This window comes from Pseudovibrio sp. Ad26 (assembly GCF_001623285.1).
Taxonomy (GTDB): Bacteria; Pseudomonadota; Alphaproteobacteria; order Rhizobiales; family Stappiaceae; genus Pseudovibrio; species Pseudovibrio ascidiaceicola.
Map to the genome: position 1 here is coordinate 1 of NZ_LMCE01000035.1, position 19240 is coordinate 19240.

15 protein-coding genes and 1 pseudogene are annotated in these 19240 nt (G+C 56.4%); 2 read left to right on the plus strand and 14 right to left on the minus strand.

Annotation, left to right across the window (positions count from 1 at the left end; all coding sequences use genetic code 11):
* Positions 1-20 precede the first annotated feature (20 nt).
* From PsAD26_RS05650 to PsAD26_RS05680, 7 genes are all read right to left on the minus strand, one after another.
* On the minus strand, positions 21-335 hold the full coding sequence (locus tag PsAD26_RS05650; protein WP_343228968.1) for an enoyl-CoA hydratase-related protein: 315 nt from the start codon (positions 333-335) through the stop codon (positions 21-23).
* Complete coding sequence (locus PsAD26_RS05655) at positions 304-1395, minus strand: nitronate monooxygenase (RefSeq protein ID WP_057461767.1); 1092 nt, start codon at positions 1393-1395, stop codon at positions 304-306. The genes PsAD26_RS05650 and PsAD26_RS05655 overlap by 32 nt, the downstream gene beginning before the upstream one ends.
* Before the next feature lie 50 nt (positions 1396-1445).
* Positions 1446-3821 carry an acyl-CoA dehydrogenase family protein gene (locus PsAD26_RS28755; protein ID WP_084403589.1) on the minus strand — a complete coding sequence of 792 codons (2376 nt, stop codon included), beginning with the start codon at positions 3819-3821 and terminating at the stop codon, positions 1446-1448.
* A gap of 122 nt (positions 3822-3943) precedes the next feature.
* Positions 3944-5128, minus strand: a complete 1185-nt coding sequence (locus PsAD26_RS05665) for an ABC transporter substrate-binding protein (protein ID WP_200962115.1) — start codon at positions 5126-5128, stop codon at positions 3944-3946.
* A gap of 40 nt (positions 5129-5168) precedes the next feature.
* The gene (locus PsAD26_RS05670) at positions 5169-6761 is read right to left on the minus strand and encodes an AMP-binding protein (RefSeq protein ID WP_057461765.1); all 1593 of its coding nucleotides are present in this window, start codon (positions 6759-6761) and stop codon (positions 5169-5171) included.
* 140 nt (positions 6762-6901) lie between these two features.
* On the minus strand, positions 6902-8338 hold the full coding sequence (locus tag PsAD26_RS05675; RefSeq protein ID WP_063309633.1) for an NAD(P)/FAD-dependent oxidoreductase: 1437 nt from the start codon (positions 8336-8338) through the stop codon (positions 6902-6904).
* A gap of 42 nt (positions 8339-8380) precedes the next feature.
* Entirely contained in the window at positions 8381-9391 is a 1011-nt protein-coding gene (locus tag PsAD26_RS05680) for an SMP-30/gluconolactonase/LRE family protein (RefSeq protein ID WP_057461763.1), read from the minus strand.
* 188 nt (positions 9392-9579) lie between these two features.
* Between PsAD26_RS05680 and PsAD26_RS05685 the strand changes: the two are divergent.
* A pseudogene (locus PsAD26_RS05685) lies at positions 9580-10730 on the plus strand (acetyl-CoA C-acetyltransferase).
* A 35-nt stretch (positions 10731-10765) separates the two neighbouring features.
* Positions 10766-11563, plus strand: coding sequence for an SDR family oxidoreductase (locus PsAD26_RS05690; protein WP_063309634.1), 798 nt, complete (start codon positions 10766-10768; stop codon positions 11561-11563).
* A gap of 31 nt (positions 11564-11594) precedes the next feature.
* Here the strand turns inward: PsAD26_RS05690 and PsAD26_RS05695 are convergent, their stop codons facing one another.
* The 7 genes from PsAD26_RS05695 to PsAD26_RS05725 are packed head-to-tail and all read right to left on the minus strand — an operon-like array spanning position 11595 to position 19165.
* Entirely contained in the window at positions 11595-12512 is a 918-nt protein-coding gene (locus tag PsAD26_RS05695) for an SDR family oxidoreductase (RefSeq protein ID WP_063309635.1), read from the minus strand.
* A gap of 24 nt (positions 12513-12536) precedes the next feature.
* On the minus strand, positions 12537-13613 hold the full coding sequence (locus PsAD26_RS05700; protein WP_057461759.1) for an acyl-CoA dehydrogenase family protein: 1077 nt from the start codon (positions 13611-13613) through the stop codon (positions 12537-12539).
* Between the two features lie 11 nt (positions 13614-13624).
* Positions 13625-14782 (minus strand): acyl-CoA dehydrogenase family protein, encoded by a 1158-nt coding sequence (locus PsAD26_RS05705; protein WP_057461758.1) that lies wholly within the window; start codon positions 14780-14782, stop codon positions 13625-13627.
* A gap of 2 nt (positions 14783-14784) precedes the next feature.
* The gene (locus PsAD26_RS05710; protein ID WP_244278171.1) at positions 14785-15693 is read right to left on the minus strand and encodes an enoyl-CoA hydratase; all 909 of its coding nucleotides are present in this window, start codon (positions 15691-15693) and stop codon (positions 14785-14787) included.
* 58 nt (positions 15694-15751) lie between these two features.
* Positions 15752-16474 (minus strand): ABC transporter ATP-binding protein, encoded by a 723-nt coding sequence (locus tag PsAD26_RS05715; RefSeq protein WP_063309636.1) that lies wholly within the window; start codon positions 16472-16474, stop codon positions 15752-15754.
* Positions 16467-18281: an ATP-binding cassette domain-containing protein gene (locus PsAD26_RS05720; protein ID WP_063309637.1), complete on the minus strand. Its 1815-nt coding sequence runs from the start codon at positions 18279-18281 to the stop codon at positions 16467-16469. The genes PsAD26_RS05715 and PsAD26_RS05720 overlap by 8 nt, the downstream gene beginning before the upstream one ends.
* Before the next feature lie 2 nt (positions 18282-18283).
* A complete protein-coding gene (locus PsAD26_RS05725) occupies positions 18284-19165 on the minus strand; it encodes a branched-chain amino acid ABC transporter permease (protein ID WP_063309638.1) in 882 nt (293 codons plus the stop codon).
* Between the last annotated feature and the right edge of the window lie 75 nt (positions 19166-19240).

Here is a 19240-nt window from a genome sequence, read left to right on the forward strand (position 1 = left end):
ACAATAACCGGCACTTTGGATTAGTGCAGGGCTTTGAACGTGTCGTAATTGCCTTTGTTGACGGAGCCGATCATATCGGGCCGCACTTGCAGCTCTTTAATGTCGACACCGGCACAAAATCCACGGCCCTCCGCCCGGATCAGCACAACCCGCACCTGCGGATTGTTGCTCAGCTCGTTGATTGTGATGGCAAGCTGGTGCCAGTGTTTGCCAGCCAGCGCATTAACAGGGGGGCGATTTAAGGTAATCTCAGCGATATGATTGCGTATAGAGGTCTCAAAAGGTTCGGTCATCAGTCTCACGCTATTGGTCAGGGGTGGTAAGGGAAGCATCATATTGAGAGAGCACGCGCAGCTGGTGGCGGGTCTGGGCAACAATGGCGTCAATCAGCGCCGCACATTCGGGCAGGTCATCAATCAACGCGGCGGCCTGACCACTTGGCAAAAGGCCGTTTTGCGCATCGCCCTCAATAAAGGCGCGAGTAATCAGGCGCGGCAGCGTTGGGGCCATAATGGTTGCTGCAAAACTGGCGTCCTCACCCTTCAGGCTCTGCCGCAGCACGCCAAGCACCTCTCCCCAGCTGTACTTATTGGCTTTGCGAAACTGCAGTGCATAGCGCACGCTCGCCATAAGCCGTGGCAGCACGCCCATGTTTTCCAGCGTGCGCAACTGATCATTTTCAATAAACCGCTGCGGCAAGCCATCTGCTGCCCGCGAAACCCGGATCTGGTTTGGGTCGTTGGTGTGCAGATAACGGCTCAGCGAGGTTTGGTGAACAGGGCTTTCCTTGGTGAGCAAAAACCGCGTGCCCATGGCAATGCCCTGCGCCCCATAGGCAAGCGCTGCGGCCAGGCCGCGGCCATTATAAAAACCGCCCGCTGCAATCACCGGCACATCAACCGCTTCAAGCACTTGTGGCAACAGCAGTGAGGTGGGTACTGAGCCAGTATGCCCACCACCTTCACTGCCTTGAATGGTGATGGCGTTGGCACCCATCTGCACCGCTTTCACCGCATGTTTGACAGCGCCAACAGTGGGCATGCAGGTCACTCCGGTCTGCCGCAATTTGCCGATCATGGCAGCATCTGGCCCGCGCCCATAACTGACCGCTGCAACCTTGTGGCGCAGCACCATCTCAACAACTTCACCCGCATTGGGCTGAAACCCGTGAAAGTTGACGCCAAAAGGCCCATCTGTCAGCGCTTTAACCTGCAAAATCGCAGCTTCCACCTGACCGGGGGGAATGGAGGCGGCTGCAAGAAAACCAAACCCGCCCGCCTGTGTGGTGGCGGCAACAAGGCGCGGCGTGGCCACCCAGCCCATCGCCGTTTGCACGATGGGGTATCGGCAGCCCAAAAGTCTGGTAAGCTCTGTCCTCAGGCAATCTGCACTCATATTTCCACTCCGTTCCCTGATCGAACACGCGGTTCGCGCCTGCATCTGGCTTAAACTTTAGATAGGTTCTGATTACGCGCCCCGTCCGTGTTCTTTGGGGCTGGTCTTGGCGAGCGCGGGCTGTGCGGCAGTCGCAAGCCTTTTTCGGCAATGATATTCAGCTGAATTTCGCTGGTACCGCCGTAGATGGTTTCTGCCCTTGAAAACAAAAACATCTGCTGCAGTTTCAAAACTTCAGTTTGCTTGCTGAGCACGCTGGCGTTGGTCCCAAGCACCTGCATGGCAAGCTCGCCAAGCTGTTGATGCCAGAGGGACCACTCATATTTGTAGCCAAGCGCCTCCGGCCCGGCACGGCCCGCCTCCAGCGCGCCAAGCGTTTTCAAAGCCCCATGGCGCATGGCCCGCAAGCCTGCCCAGCTGCGTCCTATTTGGGCAAGCAGAAAGGGATCATCCGCCCCCTCGTGCACCTGATCCACAATCAGCTCCAGCTCGCGTGCAAACCCCATTTGCTGCCCCAGTGTGGACAGGCCGCGCTCAAAACCAAGCAGGGTGGTTGCCACGGTCCAGCCTTCTCCCGGTGCGCCGATCGTGTCTGCGCGCCGGGCCCGTGCGCCATCAAAAAAGACCTCGTTGAACTCCTGAGTTCCGCCCATCTGGCAGATGGGCCGCACCTCAATGCCCGGCTGGTCCAGCGGCATGAGCAGGAAGACCAGGCCCTCTTTTCCAGCGGACCCGTCACCCGCGCGGGCCAGCACAAAAATCCAGTCGCTGATATGGGCCAGCGAGGTCCATGTCTTTTGCCCCGTAACCACCCAGTTTTCACCGCTCTCATCCAAACGCGCCCGGGTTTGAATATTTGCCAGATCCGATCCCGCATTGGGTTCACTGTAGCCTTGCGCCCATAAGGTGGTGCCCGCCAGAATGCCGGGCAAAAACCGCGTCTGCTGGTCTTCGGTTCCAAAAGCAAGCAGGGTTGGGGCAAGCAAGCCCTCGCCGATGTGGCCCAACCGTCCGGGGCCCCCAGCGCGGGCATATTCCTCATAAAAAACAATCTGCTCTTTGATGGAAAATCCACGCCCGCCTGCGCTGCTGGGCAACCCAAGCCCAGCCCAGCCATCTGCTGCCAGCGCCCGCTCCCACGCCTTGCGCTCCTCAATGAGAGCATCGCCATCGCCCGCGTAGCCACGCCCGCGCAATACGGCATACTCACCTTTAAGATGGGAGCGCATATACTCGCCCACCTTTGTGCGCAGGCCCATGTTGTCATCACCGTGCGGAATGATCGGAAAGGCGTGCTCCACCAGCTGCTGACCAAGGCGGGCATACATCTGATCAGCGGAGCCGATAAGCGCGGCCAACGATGAGGCGCGGGTGAAGAACAGCTGCGGGCTGTATTCCCACGTCATGCCAACACCGCCATGCAGCTGAATGGCTTCGGCACTCACCTTGTAAAAAAGCTCGCTCGCCCACACCACCGCCGTATCGCTTTGCGCGCAGGCAATGCGCTGCACGTCCTGATCCGCTGCTTGAGCAAAATCACTCACCGCGCCATCAATAAGCGCATCAACGCGGTTCAGCTGCACATAAAGATCAGCCATGCGATGCTTGATGGCCTGAAAGGAACCGATCACCTGACCAAACTGCGAACGCTCGCAGATGTATTGGTGAGTGAGGTCAAAAGCGACCCGGGCCGAGCCCATCATATGCGCCGCCAACGCCAGCCGGGCCTGACACAGCACCAACTCATAGCGTCCGGCAAAATCCTCGCCCCGGTCAATCAGTGCTGCGTCCGGCACGGCATACTGGTCGAGCTGGAGCCCGCTCAAACTCAAGCTGCCATCCAGAGCGCTGTGCGGCTCACTCATCTGCGCCAGATCTTTGCCGGGTACAGCGAACACCACCAGCTCTGTCCCGCAGCGCGCCGGGATAAGCACTAGATCAGCCATTGCAAGGTTCAGTAGCGGCCCACTTTTGCCCGTCAGCGTGTAGCAGCTGGCAGTTTGCCGGGCAGTAAATGGGGTGGATGTCCACTCCGCTTGCGCCCCGATGGGCGCATGTGCCAGCGTTGCTGTTGCCTGACCGGATGTGAGCTTGTGCGCCCACTCATCACGCAGTGGGCCGGGCGTTGCCGCCTGCAAAACGGCAGCGCACACGCTGATGGTTGTGTGATAGGGCAGGGGAGCCAGAACACTGCCCAAAAGGCGCTCAATCTCTATCCGCGCGGCCAGATCTTCCCCGGTTCCGCCGATTTCCTCTGCAAGGCCAAGGGCCGTATACCCCAGCTCCTGACCCAGCACCGACCATAGGGACTGGCAGGTCTGGCTGGTGGCCCCGGCCCGCGCAAGCTCCAGTCCTCCTGCATCCGCTAAAAGCCTCTGCACGGTTTGGGCAATTAAGCTGTCATCGTCACACGTTGAATAAGTCATAAAAAAATCCAGCCTGTTGTTAGACCAAAATAGTCTCAGGCTGGATCTCTGCGCGTCATCCAAATAAACGAGTAAAGCTCTTTAATTGGCTGATATGCGCGTAATTACGATAAAAAGTTTCTTTATTGACAGGTGATGCGCTCAATCAGACCATCTTCGCGGTGCGCATAAGCGTTTTTCACCACAACCAGTGAATCCGGTGCTGGCAGGAAGTGTGACTCCTGACTAGCAGCGAACGGGCCAACCATATTGGTCATCTTTCCTGCATTGGCTTCCACCCAGGCGGCAACCTTTTTCCCATCCGTGGTGCCAGCCCCTTCAATTGCCATTTTGAAGATCAGCGGACTGATGTAAAACGGTATGATCGCGGAGCTGCCACCGATGCGGTCGAGGTCTTTGATGGCCTTTTTGGCGCGGGCATCAAACATGGCGTAGGGCGTTGTGCCAACTTCATCACCGGGGCAGTAGGTCATGCCGACAAACTGCACGCTTCTGACGTATTTGAAGGCGTCCGGCCCCAGCAGCTTTTCATTAGCTGCTGCAAAGTTGGTCATGGTCAGCGAGCCAAGCACTGGTACATCCCAACCGATTTCCTGCATGTTTTGCAAGAACTTGCGGGAATCATCACCAAGGCTATTGATGATCAGCACCGCATCCACACCATCAGAGCGCATGGAAAACAGTTGCGGGGTCATGTCCTCGGTTCTGAAGGAAAACTGCTGGATGCTGGCAGGTTTCAGATCCTTGGTCTGAAGGTATTTCAACATCTGCGAAACCGCATCGCGTGACATGCCGCCATTGTCGGAAATGATGCCAATGTTTCGGGCACCCAAAACATTGACTGCATAGTCGATGTTCGGGATCATCTGAGTTAGCCCGGTTGGTGAGCTTGAAAAATGATAGGGTGCCGTCTGCGGTGTTAACCGGGCAGAAGAGGCCAGCGTGATCTGAAAGAGATTGGCCGCTGTCGTCAGACCAGACACCGGAATGACTTCCTGACTGGTGACAGGACCGATAAACCCTTCAACCTTTTCATTTGCAATAAGACGGCGCGCTTCGGCAACCGCATGGTTGGGCTGTGTCAGCGTATCTGCCAGAATAAACTCGACCTTACGCCCGTTGATCCCACCTTCAGCGTTGATGTCCTCAATCGCCATCTCCCAGGCAAGTTGGGCCACCCGGCCAAAGGATGCACCGCCGCCGGACAACGACACCAATCCGCCAACCTTAATCGTATCTTCTGCATGCACCAAGCTGGCTGCCAAGGAGGCGGCGACAACTGTGCCTATCCTGAGTAATTTCTTCATCCCAAATTTCCCTCTCCAATGAAAATTCACCTCATTCTTTTTATTCAACCAGCGCTTCTGCACGGTTGTTCAGCAATTCGTAAAGATCCTGTTTTCTGACTTTGCTTTGCGCGCTGAGTGGCAGTGTTTTCACAATTTCAACACGGCGCGGGCATTTGAAGTTTGCCATATGGTCCCGCGCCCAGCTGATAACCTCCTCCGCACTCAGCTGGTGGCCCGGCTTTAACACAACAAAGGCGCAGCCCACTTCGCCCAGCCTGTCATCGGCAATGCCAATAACCGCTGCACTGCCAATGGCTGGATTGCTGCTCAAAAGCCGTTCAATCTCAGCGGGGTAACAGTTAAACCCGCCGCAGATATACATGTCTTTCAACCGGCCTTTGATCTTCAGGTTGCCGTCTTTATCCAGCTGCCCCAAATCACCGGTATGCAAATAACCCTGCTCGTCAATGATCTCTTGTGTGGCCTCTTCGTTATTGAAGTACCCCTGCATCACCGCATAACCGCGGATCACAACTTCACCGGTTGTTTCCGCTGGCAAAATGGAGCCGGAGGTGTCTTTGATCGCCACTTCCAAGCCCGGTTGGGGCCGCCCTGCGGTGGTGGCGATTGTTTCATCATCATCGTCAGCGCTGCACATGGTGCCAAACCCGCCGCACTCCGTCAGGCCATATCCGCTGACAACATCCTTAAACCCAAGTATCTGCCGCATATCCCGGATCAGTGCTGGCGGAATAACAGCACCGCCCGTCACCCCAACGCGCAGGGTGCTCAGGTTATACTGGCCAAGGTTTTCCTCCTGCAGCATGCCCTGAAAGATCGCGGGAGGGCCGGGAATAACGCTGATGCCGCTGGTCTCAATGCGGCTTAAAATTTCATCGGGCTGATAAGTTAAGTGGGGAATAAGAGTAGCCCCGCGCAGCAAACACACAAGCACGCCGCAGCGATAGCCAAAAGCATGGAAAAACGGCGGGATCACCAACACCCGGTCGCCCTTAGTCAGCCCCACCCGGTCTGCCCAGCCATCAACGCCCATCAGGCATTGCTTGTGTCCAAACATCACGCCCTTGGGGAAACCGGTGGTGCCGGATGTAAACAGCATGTCGCACAGATCATCCGGGCCAACGCTCTGCTCAACATCATGCAGCTGCTGGGCTGATATGCTGTTGCCTTTTTCCAAAAACGCCTGCCAGCCGCAATCCCTTTCGTCTTGCGCCTCTCCCATAATGACCAATTGATTGAGACCGCTGCGGGTCTTATCCGCCAGTTCCTGCGGGTAATACTTGCCCAAAAACTGCCCTGCACTGAACAGAAGGGGGGTGCCGCTGCGCTCGATTAGATCGTCCATTTCGCTGGCTTTAAAGCGAGTGCTGGCAGGAATAAGGATAGCGCCGATGCTCACCAACCCCAGGGCTGCCACAACCCAGTGCCAGGTGTTGGGCCCCCACACCATCACCCGGTCACCCTTTTTCACACCCAAAGCGATCAAGGCCCTGGCCGCCTGCTGGCGCAGCTCGTCCAGTTCAATAAAGGAGTAAGTCCTGCCCTCTTCCAGAGCTGGCATTGTCCCGTATGTCTGAGCGGCCCACTTACAAAGATGACCAATGGTGGTAAAGGAAAGATCGTTATGCATTGAAAATCCTGATCGGCAGCAAACACTAAGAAGACTGTTTAAAAGAACGGGTGCACTGGGCCGAAGAGACGTTCGGCCCATATGCCGGATCAGGGTGCCCCAATATTGGTCACCCTGTCCAACATTTATCCTTGAGGATTTTACGCAGAGGCTTCTGCCAGTTTCAAGGTTGGCTCCTGCTCCACATACAAACCGCCGATGGAGGCGTTTTTGTCCAAAAAGCTCAGGCCGACAATGCCGTCCATGAACTGCAAGTGCTCTTCGCGTTCTTCCTCGCCGATCTCCCGCGTGCCCCGGCGCATATCGACCCCCGTTTTCAGCTTCTCGGTCACCTTGGCAACAATGACCGCGCCATACTCTTCATCACTGACATCGGTAAAGTCAGCAGTGCCGGAAACAATATCAACAAAGGCTGTTTTCATTTCCTCCGTGTCATATTCCTTGGAGGTCAGCTTTTGCGATTGGGCGAAGTAGCCTTTTTGCCCTTGGCCCATGTCGTAGAACGTGGAGACCAGCATCAGGAACCGCAGATAAGCCTGGCGGTAACTGGTTTCAAAGAAAGTATGCGCCCGGTCTTCGTCCACATCGCCAGTGTGAATGCTGGTGATGCAGGCTGCGGCCATCAGCGCGGAGAACATGGCAAGGTGCACACCGCTGGACAGCAGCGGATCGAGGAAACACGCTGCATCGCCGCTCATGAAAAAGCCGGGGCCCGAAAAGGAGTCAGATGTGTAGGAATAATCTGATTCAACACGCATTTTGCCGCGGGTTGCCTTTTGCAGCATCAGCTTGGCTTCGGGATGATCCTCCAAAACCTGATTATAAATCTCCTCATCACTCATGTTATCCTTGCGTTTGGAGCGCAAAGCATCATGGGCGATTACCAGACCAACGCTGACCTTGTTGTCTTTGAGCGGAATAAACCAGATCCAGCCCTGATCAACAGCCAAAATTCGCGTGGAGCCTGCTGGTAGATCGTCGTAGCTCAAATCCACATCATCATAATAAGCCCACAAAGCCACGTTTTTGAACACATCATGGAAGCGGCGGTTTTTAAAATGGCCGTTGGCGAGAACACCATTGCGGCCTGAGCAATCAATCAGGTGCTTGAACTTCAGCTCACCGGACTTTTTCTTGGTGTGGTCTGTCCACGAGGCTCTGACTGCGCGGCCATCTTCAAAATTGATCTTGTTGACACTGACATTTTGATGAACCTCAGCCCCACACTCGCCAGCGTGCTCAATCAGCAGATTATCAAACTCAGCGCGCTCCACCTGGAAGGAATGCTCCGGTGCACCTTCAACCTCATCAAACCGGAACGCCCATTTTTCTCCGCCCCAGTTGAAGTACCCGCCCGGCTTTTTGACAAAGCCACATGCAGCAACTTTTTCTGTTGCGCCGATGATATCAATCATGGGAACCAGTGAGGCTAGGAGGGACTCACCAATATGATATCTTGGAAACACATCACGCTCCAAAATGGTGGTCTTGATCCCATTGCGCGCCAGTGCCGCAGCGGCGGTTGATCCGGCTGGCCCACCGCCAATAACAAGAACATCTGTTTCATATACTGTCATTTCAAAATCCCCTGATGCTTAGATAGGTTTGCAATAATTCAATTAGTTAGACCATGCTGGACGGGCAGTTGGCCGGCAGACAACCGAGTTTGCTTTTTCCTTGGGAAGATGACCGAAGAAATTCAGGTTGGTGACGCACAGCTCTGTCTCTGAAAATGCCAGGCTGGCAGGTGCCCCTAATGTGTCCCTGAGCGGATTGCCCAGCTGCTCGCGCCGGTCGGCTTGCGGATTAAGCCGCCAGATTTCGCTGCGTTTGGTTTCCGTCAGATAGAAGGTCCCATCCCCGTCAACTTCCAGCCCATCCATATTGGCAAAGCCAAAGGCAACCATCTCCGCTTTGCCTGCTGATCCATCCGCAAGGATCGGAATCCTCACCAGCAAGGGCAGCCCGCCTGTGACGCCATAAAGAGCACGGCCATCGGGGGAAAGAGCAACGCCGTTGACGCCAACATCGTAGCCGCTCAACACATGATCTCCACCAGAAAACAGCGGATCTTTGGACCACAAATCAACCTTGCGGCTGGTTGGATTGATCTTCCAGATTGCTTTGAGCGACAGGTCTGAAAGGTAGATGTCGCCATGTTCATCAATCACCGGATCATCCGGGAAGCAAAACGGATAGCCCTCAGCGCGCGTGGCAACCGCTTCCACCTGCCCGGTAGAAATCTGCACCGCATATAGGCCGGAATGGCGCACGGTGGAATCGGCACAGGCCTCGACAGCCAGCCCCGGAACTGCGGGCCAGGTATAGCGTTTGGAATATTCTGCAAAGGCAACGTAAAGGGTGTCCTTGCCGTCAAAGTCGATTCCTATTGTGCTGCCCTTGGCAGAGCCGATGACATCGCGCAGTGTCGCGATCCTTGTTTTTTCTCCATCAGCGGAAACCCGATAAATCTCGGCTGAATGGAACAGCGAAACAAAAAACCCGCCCTGCTGGTCGCTGACCAGTCCCTCAGGTGCATCATCAAACCGCGCCAGTATGCGCCAGTCGGATGCGTCCGCACGCACTGCACACAGCATCAAGCAGATGGCGGCAATCAGTCCTTTCCACATGCCCAAGTCCCCCCTTGGCCGTTTCAATGATGGCAATCTGCCGCGTTCTGTCTGGTGCCGCATCACCTATTCGGACGATTTTATTTTTCAGGGCGCGCGCTACATGGGCCATAGCCACCCCGCTGCGGTTTTCTCAGCATTGCAAAAAGTGGCGAGCCACCTCACACCAGAAACAGGGAACCTTCAAAATGCCGGAAGCCTATATTGTTGATGCCGTACGCACGCCGATCGGGCGCAAAAGGGCAGTCTGGCGCAAATGCATTCCGCTGACCTTGGCGCACACCCGATCCGCGCTTTGCTGGAGCGTACATCCATTGAGCCAGCTGCCATTGATGATGTGATTTATGGCTGCACCGACACGCTCGCCTCACAATCAGGCAACATTGCCCGCACCTGCGCACTGGTGGCAGGCTTGCCGGACCACGTGCCCGGTGTCACCATTGACCGGCAATGCGGGTCTGGTCAGCAAGCCATCCATTTTGCCGCGCAAGCGGTTATGAGCGGCACGCAGCATCTGATTGTTGCCGGCGGCGTGCAAAGCATGAACTCCATCCCCATTGGCGCAGCCATGAGCGTTGGCCCGCAATTTGGCTTCACCTCGCCATTCACCAGTTCCAAAGGCTGGCAGCGCCGGTATGGCGGCGAAGAAATCTCTCAGTTTCGGGCTGCCGAAATGATTGCCCAATATTGGAAATGCTCCCGCGAGGACATGGAACACTACGCCTTAAACAGCCATCAGCGCGCCATCAACGCCATCGACAATGGTTGTTTTGATCGCGAAATCAGCGGAATTGACGGGTTTGAGAGCGATGAAACCCCAAGGCGCGAGACCAGCTTGAGCAAGATGGCAGAGTTGCAGCCGATAAAGGAAGACGGCCGTATACACGCCGGTGTTGCCAGCCAGAACTGCGATGGGGCCAGCGCACTGCTGATCGCCTCTGAGCAGGCGGTCAAGGATCATAACCTCACCCCGCGGGCGCGCATTCATCACCTCAACGTTTATGGCTGCGATCCGGTGTGGATGCTGACCGCCCCCATCCCGGCGACGAAAAAAGCACTGCAGGACGCACAGATGCGGGTGGAGGACATTGACCTGTTTGAGTGCAACGAAGCGTTTGCCTCTATCCCGATGGCCTGGATGAAAGAGTTGGACATTCCGCCAGAAAAGACCAATGTTAATGGCGGAGGGATCGCCCTGGGACACCCGATTGGGGCAACGGGGGCACGGCTTATGACCACACTTTTGCATGAGATGGAACGCCGCAAGGTTCGCTTCGGCCTGCAAACCATGTGCGAAGGCGGCGGTATCGCCAATGCTATGATCATAGAACGCCTTTAACCGCCCCCCACACAGCAGAGGTTTTAAATTCCGCTATGTCTCAATCTCACCAATCCGTTCATGCATCAGATTTGTCGGGCCGCGTTGCTATTGTGACCGGCGGAACGCGGGGGATTGGCGCTCAAATCGCCTGCTCCCTGCTGGCGGCGGGCTGTCAGGTTGCCGTCTGTGGCCGCAATGCGCCACAGCATCTGCCGCAGGCCGCAGGCAGGCAAGCCCGGTTCTGGCCCTGCGATGTGCGCGACCCGGACTCGATCACCAGCTTTGTTAAGGCTGTTGAAGCGCAGATGGGCCCAATCAGCATTCTGGTCAATAACGCAGGCGGTGCACCCCATGCGCCCGCAGCAACCGTCTCACCAAGGTTTCATGAAAAAATCGTCGCTCTGAACCTGCTCGGCCCAATCCACTTCTCACAAGCTGTTTATGCCTCTATGCACAGGGCAGGTGGTGGGTCCATCGTCAACATTGCCAGTGTTTCAGGGGTGCGCCCCTCGCCGGGAACCGCCGTTTATGGAGCCTCAAAGGCAGGCCTGTTGGGGCTGACCCGCTCTCTGGCCGCTGAGTGGGGGCCGGAAATCCGGGTGAATGCGATTGTGGTCGGGCTCATTGCGACACAGACGCCAACTGAGACCTATGGTTCAGCACAGGCAATGGCCCAGATTGCAGCCAGCTTGCCGGCAAAGCGAATGGGCGCTCCAGAGGATATCGCCAAGGGTGTGTTGTATCTGAGCAGCCCCTCATCCAGCTACGTTTCCGGGGCTACGCTCGAAATCCATGGCGGCGGAGAAAAGCCGCTGTTCCTAGACCAGATAGAACGGTTTCAAGACGCCTGATCGCGCCTTGAAACCGGGTTGCATTCTCGGCTTACACCGTGCCGTACACGGGTTTGCCCTGCGTTTTTTGCGCCAGAAGATTGCCCATGGTTCTGGAGATTTCCTCTGCCGTCCAGCGCCGGGAAATGTCTTCGGCAGGGCCGTCATTCCATCCAGAGGCGACACTCAGGCGGCCACCGATCAGCTCAAAAACCTCACCCGTCACATGCTCTGAGTACTCAGAGCACAAATAAGAAATCAACGGGGCTGTGTTTTCCGGTGCAAATATGTCAAAGCCGTTCTCGCTGCTCGACATCTTGTCGCCAAAGGCCCCTTCTGTCATGCGGGTGCGCGCCTGCGGAGCCACAGCGTTTGCGGTGATCCCATAGCGGTTCAGCTCCGTGGCCTGCACCAGCGTCAACCCGGCGATTCCGGCCTTTGCTGCTGAGTAAGCGCTCTGCCCGATGGAGCCTTGCAGCCCCGCGCCAGATGTGGTGTTGATAATGCGCGCTTTCATCGGGTTGCCCGCTTTGTGCTGGGCGCGCCAATAATCAACCGCATGGCGTGTTGTGCAAAAATGGCCGCGCAGGTGCACTTTCATCACCGCATCCCACTCTTCCGGCGTTGCTGATACAAACATCAGGTCCCGCAAAAACCCGGCATTGTTGACAATGGCGTGCAGGCTGCCAAACTGGGTCAACGCGCTTTGCACCAGCCGGTGCCCGCCCTCCCAGTCAGCAACATCATCATAATTTGCGATGGCCTGTCCGCCCATCTGTTTGATCTGGTCGACAACCTCATCCGCCGGGTTGCGGGCAGCACCGCGCTCAGCGTCCGCGCCATGCGGGTTCACGCCAAGGTCGTTGACAACAACACAGGCTCCTTGCTGTGCCAGCTCCAAGGCATAAGCCCGGCCAAGACCACGACCGGCACCGGTTACAATCACCACACGGTTTGCGCAAATTGACATTTAAAATACTCCTCTGCTGGCCTGTCAGGCATAGGCTAAAACGGTTTGCGGGCTGGGCGCGGCGAACAGCGTGTCCTGCACAAGAGCGCCGTTTAAGACAGCCGCCGCCACATGATCGCTGTGGTCTTGCGGGCACGCCCATTGCTGCGACAGCATCAGCGCGCGTTTGAGGTAAAGATGCACATCCACCTCCCAGGAATAGCCCATGGCCCCATGCACCTGCAGCGCACAGCGGGCGGCCCCAACAGCTGTTTGCGAGGCATTGAGATAGATTTGTGAAACCAGAGCCTGACTGGAAAGCGTGTCTTCCTCCACCCGTGCGGCCGCTGCATACAGCATTGGCTGGTCCCGCTCTATCTGCACTTTGGTGTTCGCCATCTGGTGTTTAAGCGCCTGATAACTGCCGATGGCCCGGCCAAACTGCTGGCGGGTCTTGCTGTACTCAACCGCAAGATCAAGGCAGGCCTGCGCAATGCCGATGAGCTGAGCAGCACACAACAACGCGCCCTGTTTGCCTGACCAGTTGATGAGCGAACGCCCCAACGCGCCGCTGGCAATAACCTTGCCGCCCGCGTGCCCCGGGGCCAGAGTGTACACGGGCCGCAGCGGGTCGATACTGGGTTGTTTGCGCAAGTCAAATTCATGCGGCTGCATCAGGACCATATCATCCCCTCGCGAACGCAGCAGCGCATATGGCTCATCTGGCCCAAGGCAGAACGGCATGTTAGGGTGGACCAGCGCAATCGGTGCCGGCATGGCAACAACGGCTTTGAGCAGCCGCAGCGCATCGTCATCGCCTGAGCGCTCCAACAGTGGCAAAACCACGCCAGCCTGCTCCACAAGTGGCTCGGGCAAAAGCGCATAGCCGCACAGTTGCGCCATCAGGCAAAAATCGGTTGCCCGCAGGGCCAGCCCGTCATTGGCCTCGCTGATCAACGCCTCATACATCCCCAATGCGCCCAGCTCCTGCCAGCGGCCAAGGTTGAAGGCAATCTGGGTTTTCAGCTCATCGCGCAGATGGTGGCTGGAGCATTTGTCACTGAGAAACTTGCGCAGCATGTCACTGGCAACCCTCTGATCATTTGATAAAGCAAATTCCATAGGGTTCTCCTTCAGGACCGCGGCAGACCAAGTACGCGCTCGGCAATGATGTTGCGTTGAATTTCGTTGCTGCCCGCGTAAATTGGCCCGGCAAGGGAAAACAGATAGCCATCCACCCAGCGAGACGCCTCATGGTCCGCTGGGTCCGGGCAGACTGCGCGTGCGCCCAGAATCTGCAAGGCGGTTTCATGGAGTTTGATATCCAGTTCCGACCAGATGATTTTGGTGACAGAGGCTTCTGCACCAATGGTCTTTCCGCCCATGATCTGGCTGGCGGTGGAGTAGATCGATACGGCATAAGCATGCGCTTCCATCACGGTTTGCGTGACGATGCGCTTCAGCTCAGTGCTGCAACTCGTCATGTTGGCTTTGTAAAGCTCAACCAGCGCCTGCGCCGTAGCCTGAAAGCGGCCCGGCGAGCGCAGCATCAGACCCCGCTCAAACCCTGCCGTCGCCATGCAGATGGACCAGCCCTGACCTTCCTCCCCCACACGATGATCAAGCGGGACGCGGACCTCATCAAGTATCAGCTCTGCAAACCCGGTTTCGCCATTGATCTGCGCAATTGGTTCGCGCTGAACACCAGGAGCGGTGAGGGGAAACAGAATCAGCGACAATCCCTTGTGGCGCTTCTCGCTCTCATCAGTACGGAACAAGCCAAACGCCCAATCTGCCATCACCGCACGTGACGACCAGATTTTGTGACCAGACAACAGGTAATGATCGCCATCGCGCACCGCTTTAGCGCGCACCGCTGCCAGATCCGATCCGGCCTGCGGCTCGGACCAGGCTTGCGCCCACACCTCATCGCCGCAGGCCATCTTGGGCAGGAAGCGCTGCTTTTGCTCTTGCGTGCCAAACTCCATCAGCGTTGGCCCCAGCAGGAAAATGCCGTTCTGGTTCACCCGCAGTGGGGCTTTGGCGGCATAATATTCCTCTTCAAAAATGAGCCAGCGCAGCAGGTCCAGCCCGCGACCACCGTATTTTTCCGGCCAGCTGACCGCACTCCAGCCCCCGGCATGTAATTTCTTTTCCCACTCGCGGTGCGCTTCAAAACCCACATGAGAGCCATCAAAGGAGGGCAGGGGCTGCTTGGGCACGTTCGCACTCATCCACTGGCGCACCTCATGGCGAAACTCAATTTGCTCTTGCGTGTAATTCAGTTCCATCCTCAGGCCTTCTGTTCCGCTTTGTTGGCGTGCGCCATTGCTTTTGCATCCAGCCCACCCAGTGTATGACCGCTGAGCAGCTCGTTCTGGGCATGGGCGAAGTGGTGCATGTGATAGACCGCATCCAGCGCCGTGTGTTTGCCGCGCAGGTCTTCCGCATGATTGACAGCCTGTTTAACCAGCCAGTTGCCAAGCGGCGGCCTGCTTGCAATCTTGCCCGCCATGTCGCGCACGGTGTTTTCCAGCTCCTGCGCCTCAACCACCCGGTTGACCATGCCGTATGTGCCAGCCTCCTGTGCGCTCATGCGCTCGCCCAGCAGCAAAAATTCTTTTGCAACGCGCGGCGGCAACTCAAACGGATGGGCAAAGTACTCCACGCCGGGAATCCCCATGCGCGCCACCGGGTCTTGAAAAAACGCCGTCTCGCAGGCGACGATCAGATCGCAGACCCACGCCAACATGAGACCACCAGCGATGCAGCCTCCATGAACCATGGCAATGGTCGGCTTGGGCAGCGCCCGCCAGCGGCGGCACATGCCCAGATAAACTTCATGCTCGCGGGTATAAAGAAACTCCGCCCCTTGCCGGTCTGTGTGCGTTGGCAACAAACCGATGCGGGAGAAATCCTCATTAACGTCCCGTCCGGGAGAGCCAATATCGTGGCCTGCGCTGAAATGTTTGCCCGCACCACGCAAGACAATCACCTTCACCTGGCTGTCATCAGTCGCCTTTGAAAACGCCCGGTCGAGGGCATAGGTCATCTGCGAGTTTTGTGCGTTGTGAAATTGCGGCCGGTTCATAGTGATCCATGCAATCGGCCCGTCGACCTCGTATAAAACGGGTGTATCAGTCTCATAGTGAGGCGTACTTGAACCGGCTCTTGCCATTGAACAATCCTTTACAAGTATCAAAGATGTTCAACAGCAATAGCGCGGTTTGCGGGGCTGCAAATCGTCCTAATGGACGACTTTAAGCGTGGACGTAACTGTTTTGGCGGGATTTGTGAAAGTCAGCCATTTTGCTGTCCAGCTGATCAGCTTCACAGCGCAAAACAATCTCGCCGCGCTGCATGATCAGGGCATTATCTGCATAAGGAGCTGCAATTTTTATGTGCTGATCTACAATGACGATCGCGGTTCCCTGCTGGGCCCAGTCCTTTAAGAATGATAGGATCGGCGGCAGTAGAGCCTGGGCAACCCCCAGGGACGGTTCATCGCACAACAGCAGCTTTGGCCCCGCCACAAAGGCTTGCGCCAGCGCCAGAATTTGCTGCTGTCCGCCAGACAGATCATGGGCCAGAGCGTCTCGTTTTTCCGCCAGATTGGGAAACAGATCAAAAATCTGCGTCACCATCTGTTGGAACGAAGATCGCACATGCGGCAGGCCCGCCACCCCCAGCCGCAAATTGTCATAAACGCTGAGTTCAGGAAACACCCGGTGCCCGTCCAGCACCAGTCTGAGGCCATTTTGCGCCACTTGCTCCGGGGCGAGGTTGGCAATGGAGTTGCCCTCAAACAGGATTGACCCGGAGGTCGGTTTGATGAACCCGGCAAGCACGCGCATGAGCGTGGATTTGCCTGCGCCGTTTTCTCCGCCAATCAGCAAAATCTCACCCGGCTTGATGGAAAAGGAAACATCCTGCAGCACGGGAATGCTGCCATACCCGGCGACCAGTTGGTTGACTTCAAGCATACGCGCCTCCGATGAACAGGTGCTGGACTGCAGGGTCCGTTGCCAGTGCCTGCGGTGTCCCGCTTGCCACCACAGAGCCAGTCTCCAAAACCGTGATCCGGTCTGCAATGTTCCACACAAGGTCCAGATCGTGCTCCACAATCACAATGGCGATCTGTAGTTTTTCTTTTAGGAGGAACAATAGGTGAGAAAGCTCCGCCCGTTCCGTGCCCGATAAGCCGGCAGCTGGTTCATCCAGCAACAACACATCTGCTCCGGCAAAAATCACCCTGATCACCTCTAAGAGCCTGCGCTGACCATGGGCCAGCAGCGCTGGATTGTCCTGCCCGTAAGCCGCCTCATACCAGTTGGCAAGCGATTGCAGCTGTGGGTCCAGCGGCGTGCTGCGTGCATCCAGCCCGATCTGGATGTTATCCCAGACAGACAGCTCCATGAACACGCGCGGTTTTTGGAAGGTGCGGCCAATCCCGGCCTTAGCAATTTGCGCCGGGGCCTTTCTGGCAACACTAACCCCGTTGATCAGATAGGAACCGGCAGTCATGTGGCTGAAGCCTGATAAAACATTGAGCAGGCTGGTTTTGCCCGATCCATTTGCACCAACAAGCGCGTGAATCTCGCCGCGATGCAGGTCAAAATCCACCCCATCAAGCGCCACAACATGCCCAAACCGCTTCACCACATTCTGCGTTGCGATAATGGCTGTGCCTCTCGTTTTGGCCTGTGAGGTGATGAGCCCGTCCATCACTTTCATGAAGGGCTTGAGGTCAAAGCCCGCTCCGCGTTTTGCCCCGCTGAGCTTTTTGCGTCTCCAGCCATCCAGTGTGCCCACCAGACCATCTGGCATTGCCAGCACGATGAACAAGGTGACAACACCGTAAATCAGCAGGCGATACTCGACAAAATCCACCAGCAGAACGTGCGGCAGAATATAGATCACCCAGATGCCAACGATTGGCCCGAATATCTGCCCGCGCCCGCCAACAACCACGATGAAAAACAGCGTGAAGGACAGGTCAATCAAAAAGCTTTCCGGGGAAACGAAGCCCACCACAGGTACATAAAGCGCGCCCGCCAGACCCGTGCCGATAGAAACGATGGTAAACGCCAGCGCGCGCATATAGCCCAGCCTGATGCCAAGCGAGCCCGCAGCTTCCCGGCTTTCTGCGGCAATGCGCATGCGCCGTCCAAGACGCATATTACGCAAGCCATAGTGCAGGCCGATTGCGCCAAGGGGCAGCAGTGTCAACAGCATGTTGAGATAGGAGAGGGGGCCGATGACCGGTTGGGTCAAGCTGGGCACAAAATAGCTGATGCCGTTGATGCCATAGGTGAACTCGTCGAACTCAATCAGCAGCTGCGGGAAAACAATTGCCGCACTCAAAGTGACAAAGCCCAGATGAAAGCCCTGCACCCGCAAGGCTGGCAAAGCAAACAGCAATCCGCCCAAAGTAGCGCACAGCATGGCAAGGCCAATGCCAACGCCAAAGGAGAGCCCGTAAACCCCGCAGCCTAGAGCGAGACCATAGGTTCCCATGCCCAATATGGCACCTTGACCAAAGCTCTTCTGGCCTGCATCCACAAACAGAAAGTTCTGCAAGATTGCAACTGTCAGATAGATATGAACCAGCTGAAAGGTGTGATCCCAATAGGAGTTGCCCAAAAAGGCAGGCCCCAGCCCGGTGATCACAATGGCAATCAGCGCCAGTTTGAACTGCAGCTTATCCGATTTGAATTCACGTTTAGGAGCATCGCCAAGGCCAGCAAGGCTCTCATCGTGTTCAAGGGGGAGTGTGTTGAGACTTACCATGGTTACACCCTGCGCGCCGTTGCTTTGCCAAACAGCCCCTGTGGCCAGAACATCAAAATCGCCACCAGAATGATCAGCGATCCTAAATCCTGATAGGCCCCACCAATCTGATAGGCGGTCAACATGGCCATCACCCCAATCAAAGGCCCGCCAATAAGAGCCCCAGTGTTGTTGCCGATTCCACCAACAACAGCTGCGATAAAGCCGTTCATGACATAGCGCAGCCCAGCATCTGGACTGACAGAGACAATTGGAGCCAGCACAAAGCCGCTGATGCCAACAATCAGGCCAGAAATCGCAAAGGCAGTGAGTTGCAGCCGTTTCACATTCAGGCCAGCCGCGCGCGCGGCCTCATAATCTTGCGAGAGTGCACTGATCGCCAGCCCGGACAGGGTTTTCTTCAAAAACCATTGCAAAAATCCGTAGCAAACGAACATGGCCAGAATTGCAGCAAAAAATGCGCCGGGCGTGGTGACACCGAACAGGTTTATTTTTGGCAGCGGATCGCGCACCGCATAGGCAAACGGGCCATAAACCAGCATCAAAACAGCCGCAATTATCACTGATACTGAGACGGTTGAAATCATCCAGCTGTCCTGGCTGGCGCTATCCTCGCGCAGCGGCCACAGTGTGAGCCAGCCTTGGGCCGCCGAAAACCCTGCAATGATAAACCCGGCCACAATCGCCATCAGCCCCCAATGCAGTAGGCCGCTGTTTTGCGCCAGAAAGTAAACGGCAAAGCCGCCAAGAATGAAAATATTGCCTTGCGCAAAATTCAATATGCGCGTGGCATTGTGAACAATGTTAAAGCTCATCGCGATGATGGCGAACAAGGATCCGATCGCCACGCCACGAACTATAATAACCCCAAATTCATAGAGCATAGTCCCTCCCACAACTCGCCGTGCCTCACCCTGAAGAGAGGCGTTTTAATAAGCGGTGCACTCTAGAACTAGCAG

Coding starts and splice junctions, on each gene's coding strand:
- PsAD26_RS05675 (WP_063309633.1), bottom strand. CDS start 8,338: ATGACAGTATATGAAACAGATGTTCTTGTTATTGGCGGTGGGCCAGCC.
- PsAD26_RS05705 (WP_057461758.1), bottom strand. CDS start 14,782: ATGGAACTGAATTACACGCAAGAGCAAATTGAGTTTCGCCATGAGGTG.
- PsAD26_RS05650 (WP_343228968.1), bottom strand. CDS start 335: ATGATGCTTCCCTTACCACCCCTGACCAATAGCGTGAGACTGATGACC.
- PsAD26_RS05690 (WP_063309634.1), top strand. CDS start 10,766: ATGTCTCAATCTCACCAATCCGTTCATGCATCAGATTTGTCGGGCCGC.
- PsAD26_RS05670 (WP_057461765.1), bottom strand. CDS start 6,761: ATGCATAACGATCTTTCCTTTACCACCATTGGTCATCTTTGTAAGTGG.
- PsAD26_RS05725 (WP_063309638.1), bottom strand. CDS start 19,165: ATGCTCTATGAATTTGGGGTTATTATAGTTCGTGGCGTGGCGATCGGA.
- PsAD26_RS05700 (WP_057461759.1), bottom strand. CDS start 13,613: ATGGAATTTGCTTTATCAAATGATCAGAGGGTTGCCAGTGACATGCTG.
- PsAD26_RS05720 (WP_063309637.1), bottom strand. CDS start 18,281: ATGGTAAGTCTCAACACACTCCCCCTTGAACACGATGAGAGCCTTGCT.
- PsAD26_RS28755 (WP_084403589.1), bottom strand. CDS start 3,821: ATGACTTATTCAACGTGTGACGATGACAGCTTAATTGCCCAAACCGTG.
- PsAD26_RS05665 (WP_200962115.1), bottom strand. CDS start 5,128: ATGAAGAAATTACTCAGGATAGGCACAGTTGTCGCCGCCTCCTTGGCA.
- PsAD26_RS05715 (WP_063309636.1), bottom strand. CDS start 16,474: ATGCTTGAAGTCAACCAACTGGTCGCCGGGTATGGCAGCATTCCCGTG.
- PsAD26_RS05655 (WP_057461767.1), bottom strand. CDS start 1,395: ATGAGTGCAGATTGCCTGAGGACAGAGCTTACCAGACTTTTGGGCTGC.
- PsAD26_RS05680 (WP_057461763.1), bottom strand. CDS start 9,391: ATGTGGAAAGGACTGATTGCCGCCATCTGCTTGATGCTGTGTGCAGTG.
- PsAD26_RS05695 (WP_063309635.1), bottom strand. CDS start 12,512: ATGTCAATTTGCGCAAACCGTGTGGTGATTGTAACCGGTGCCGGTCGT.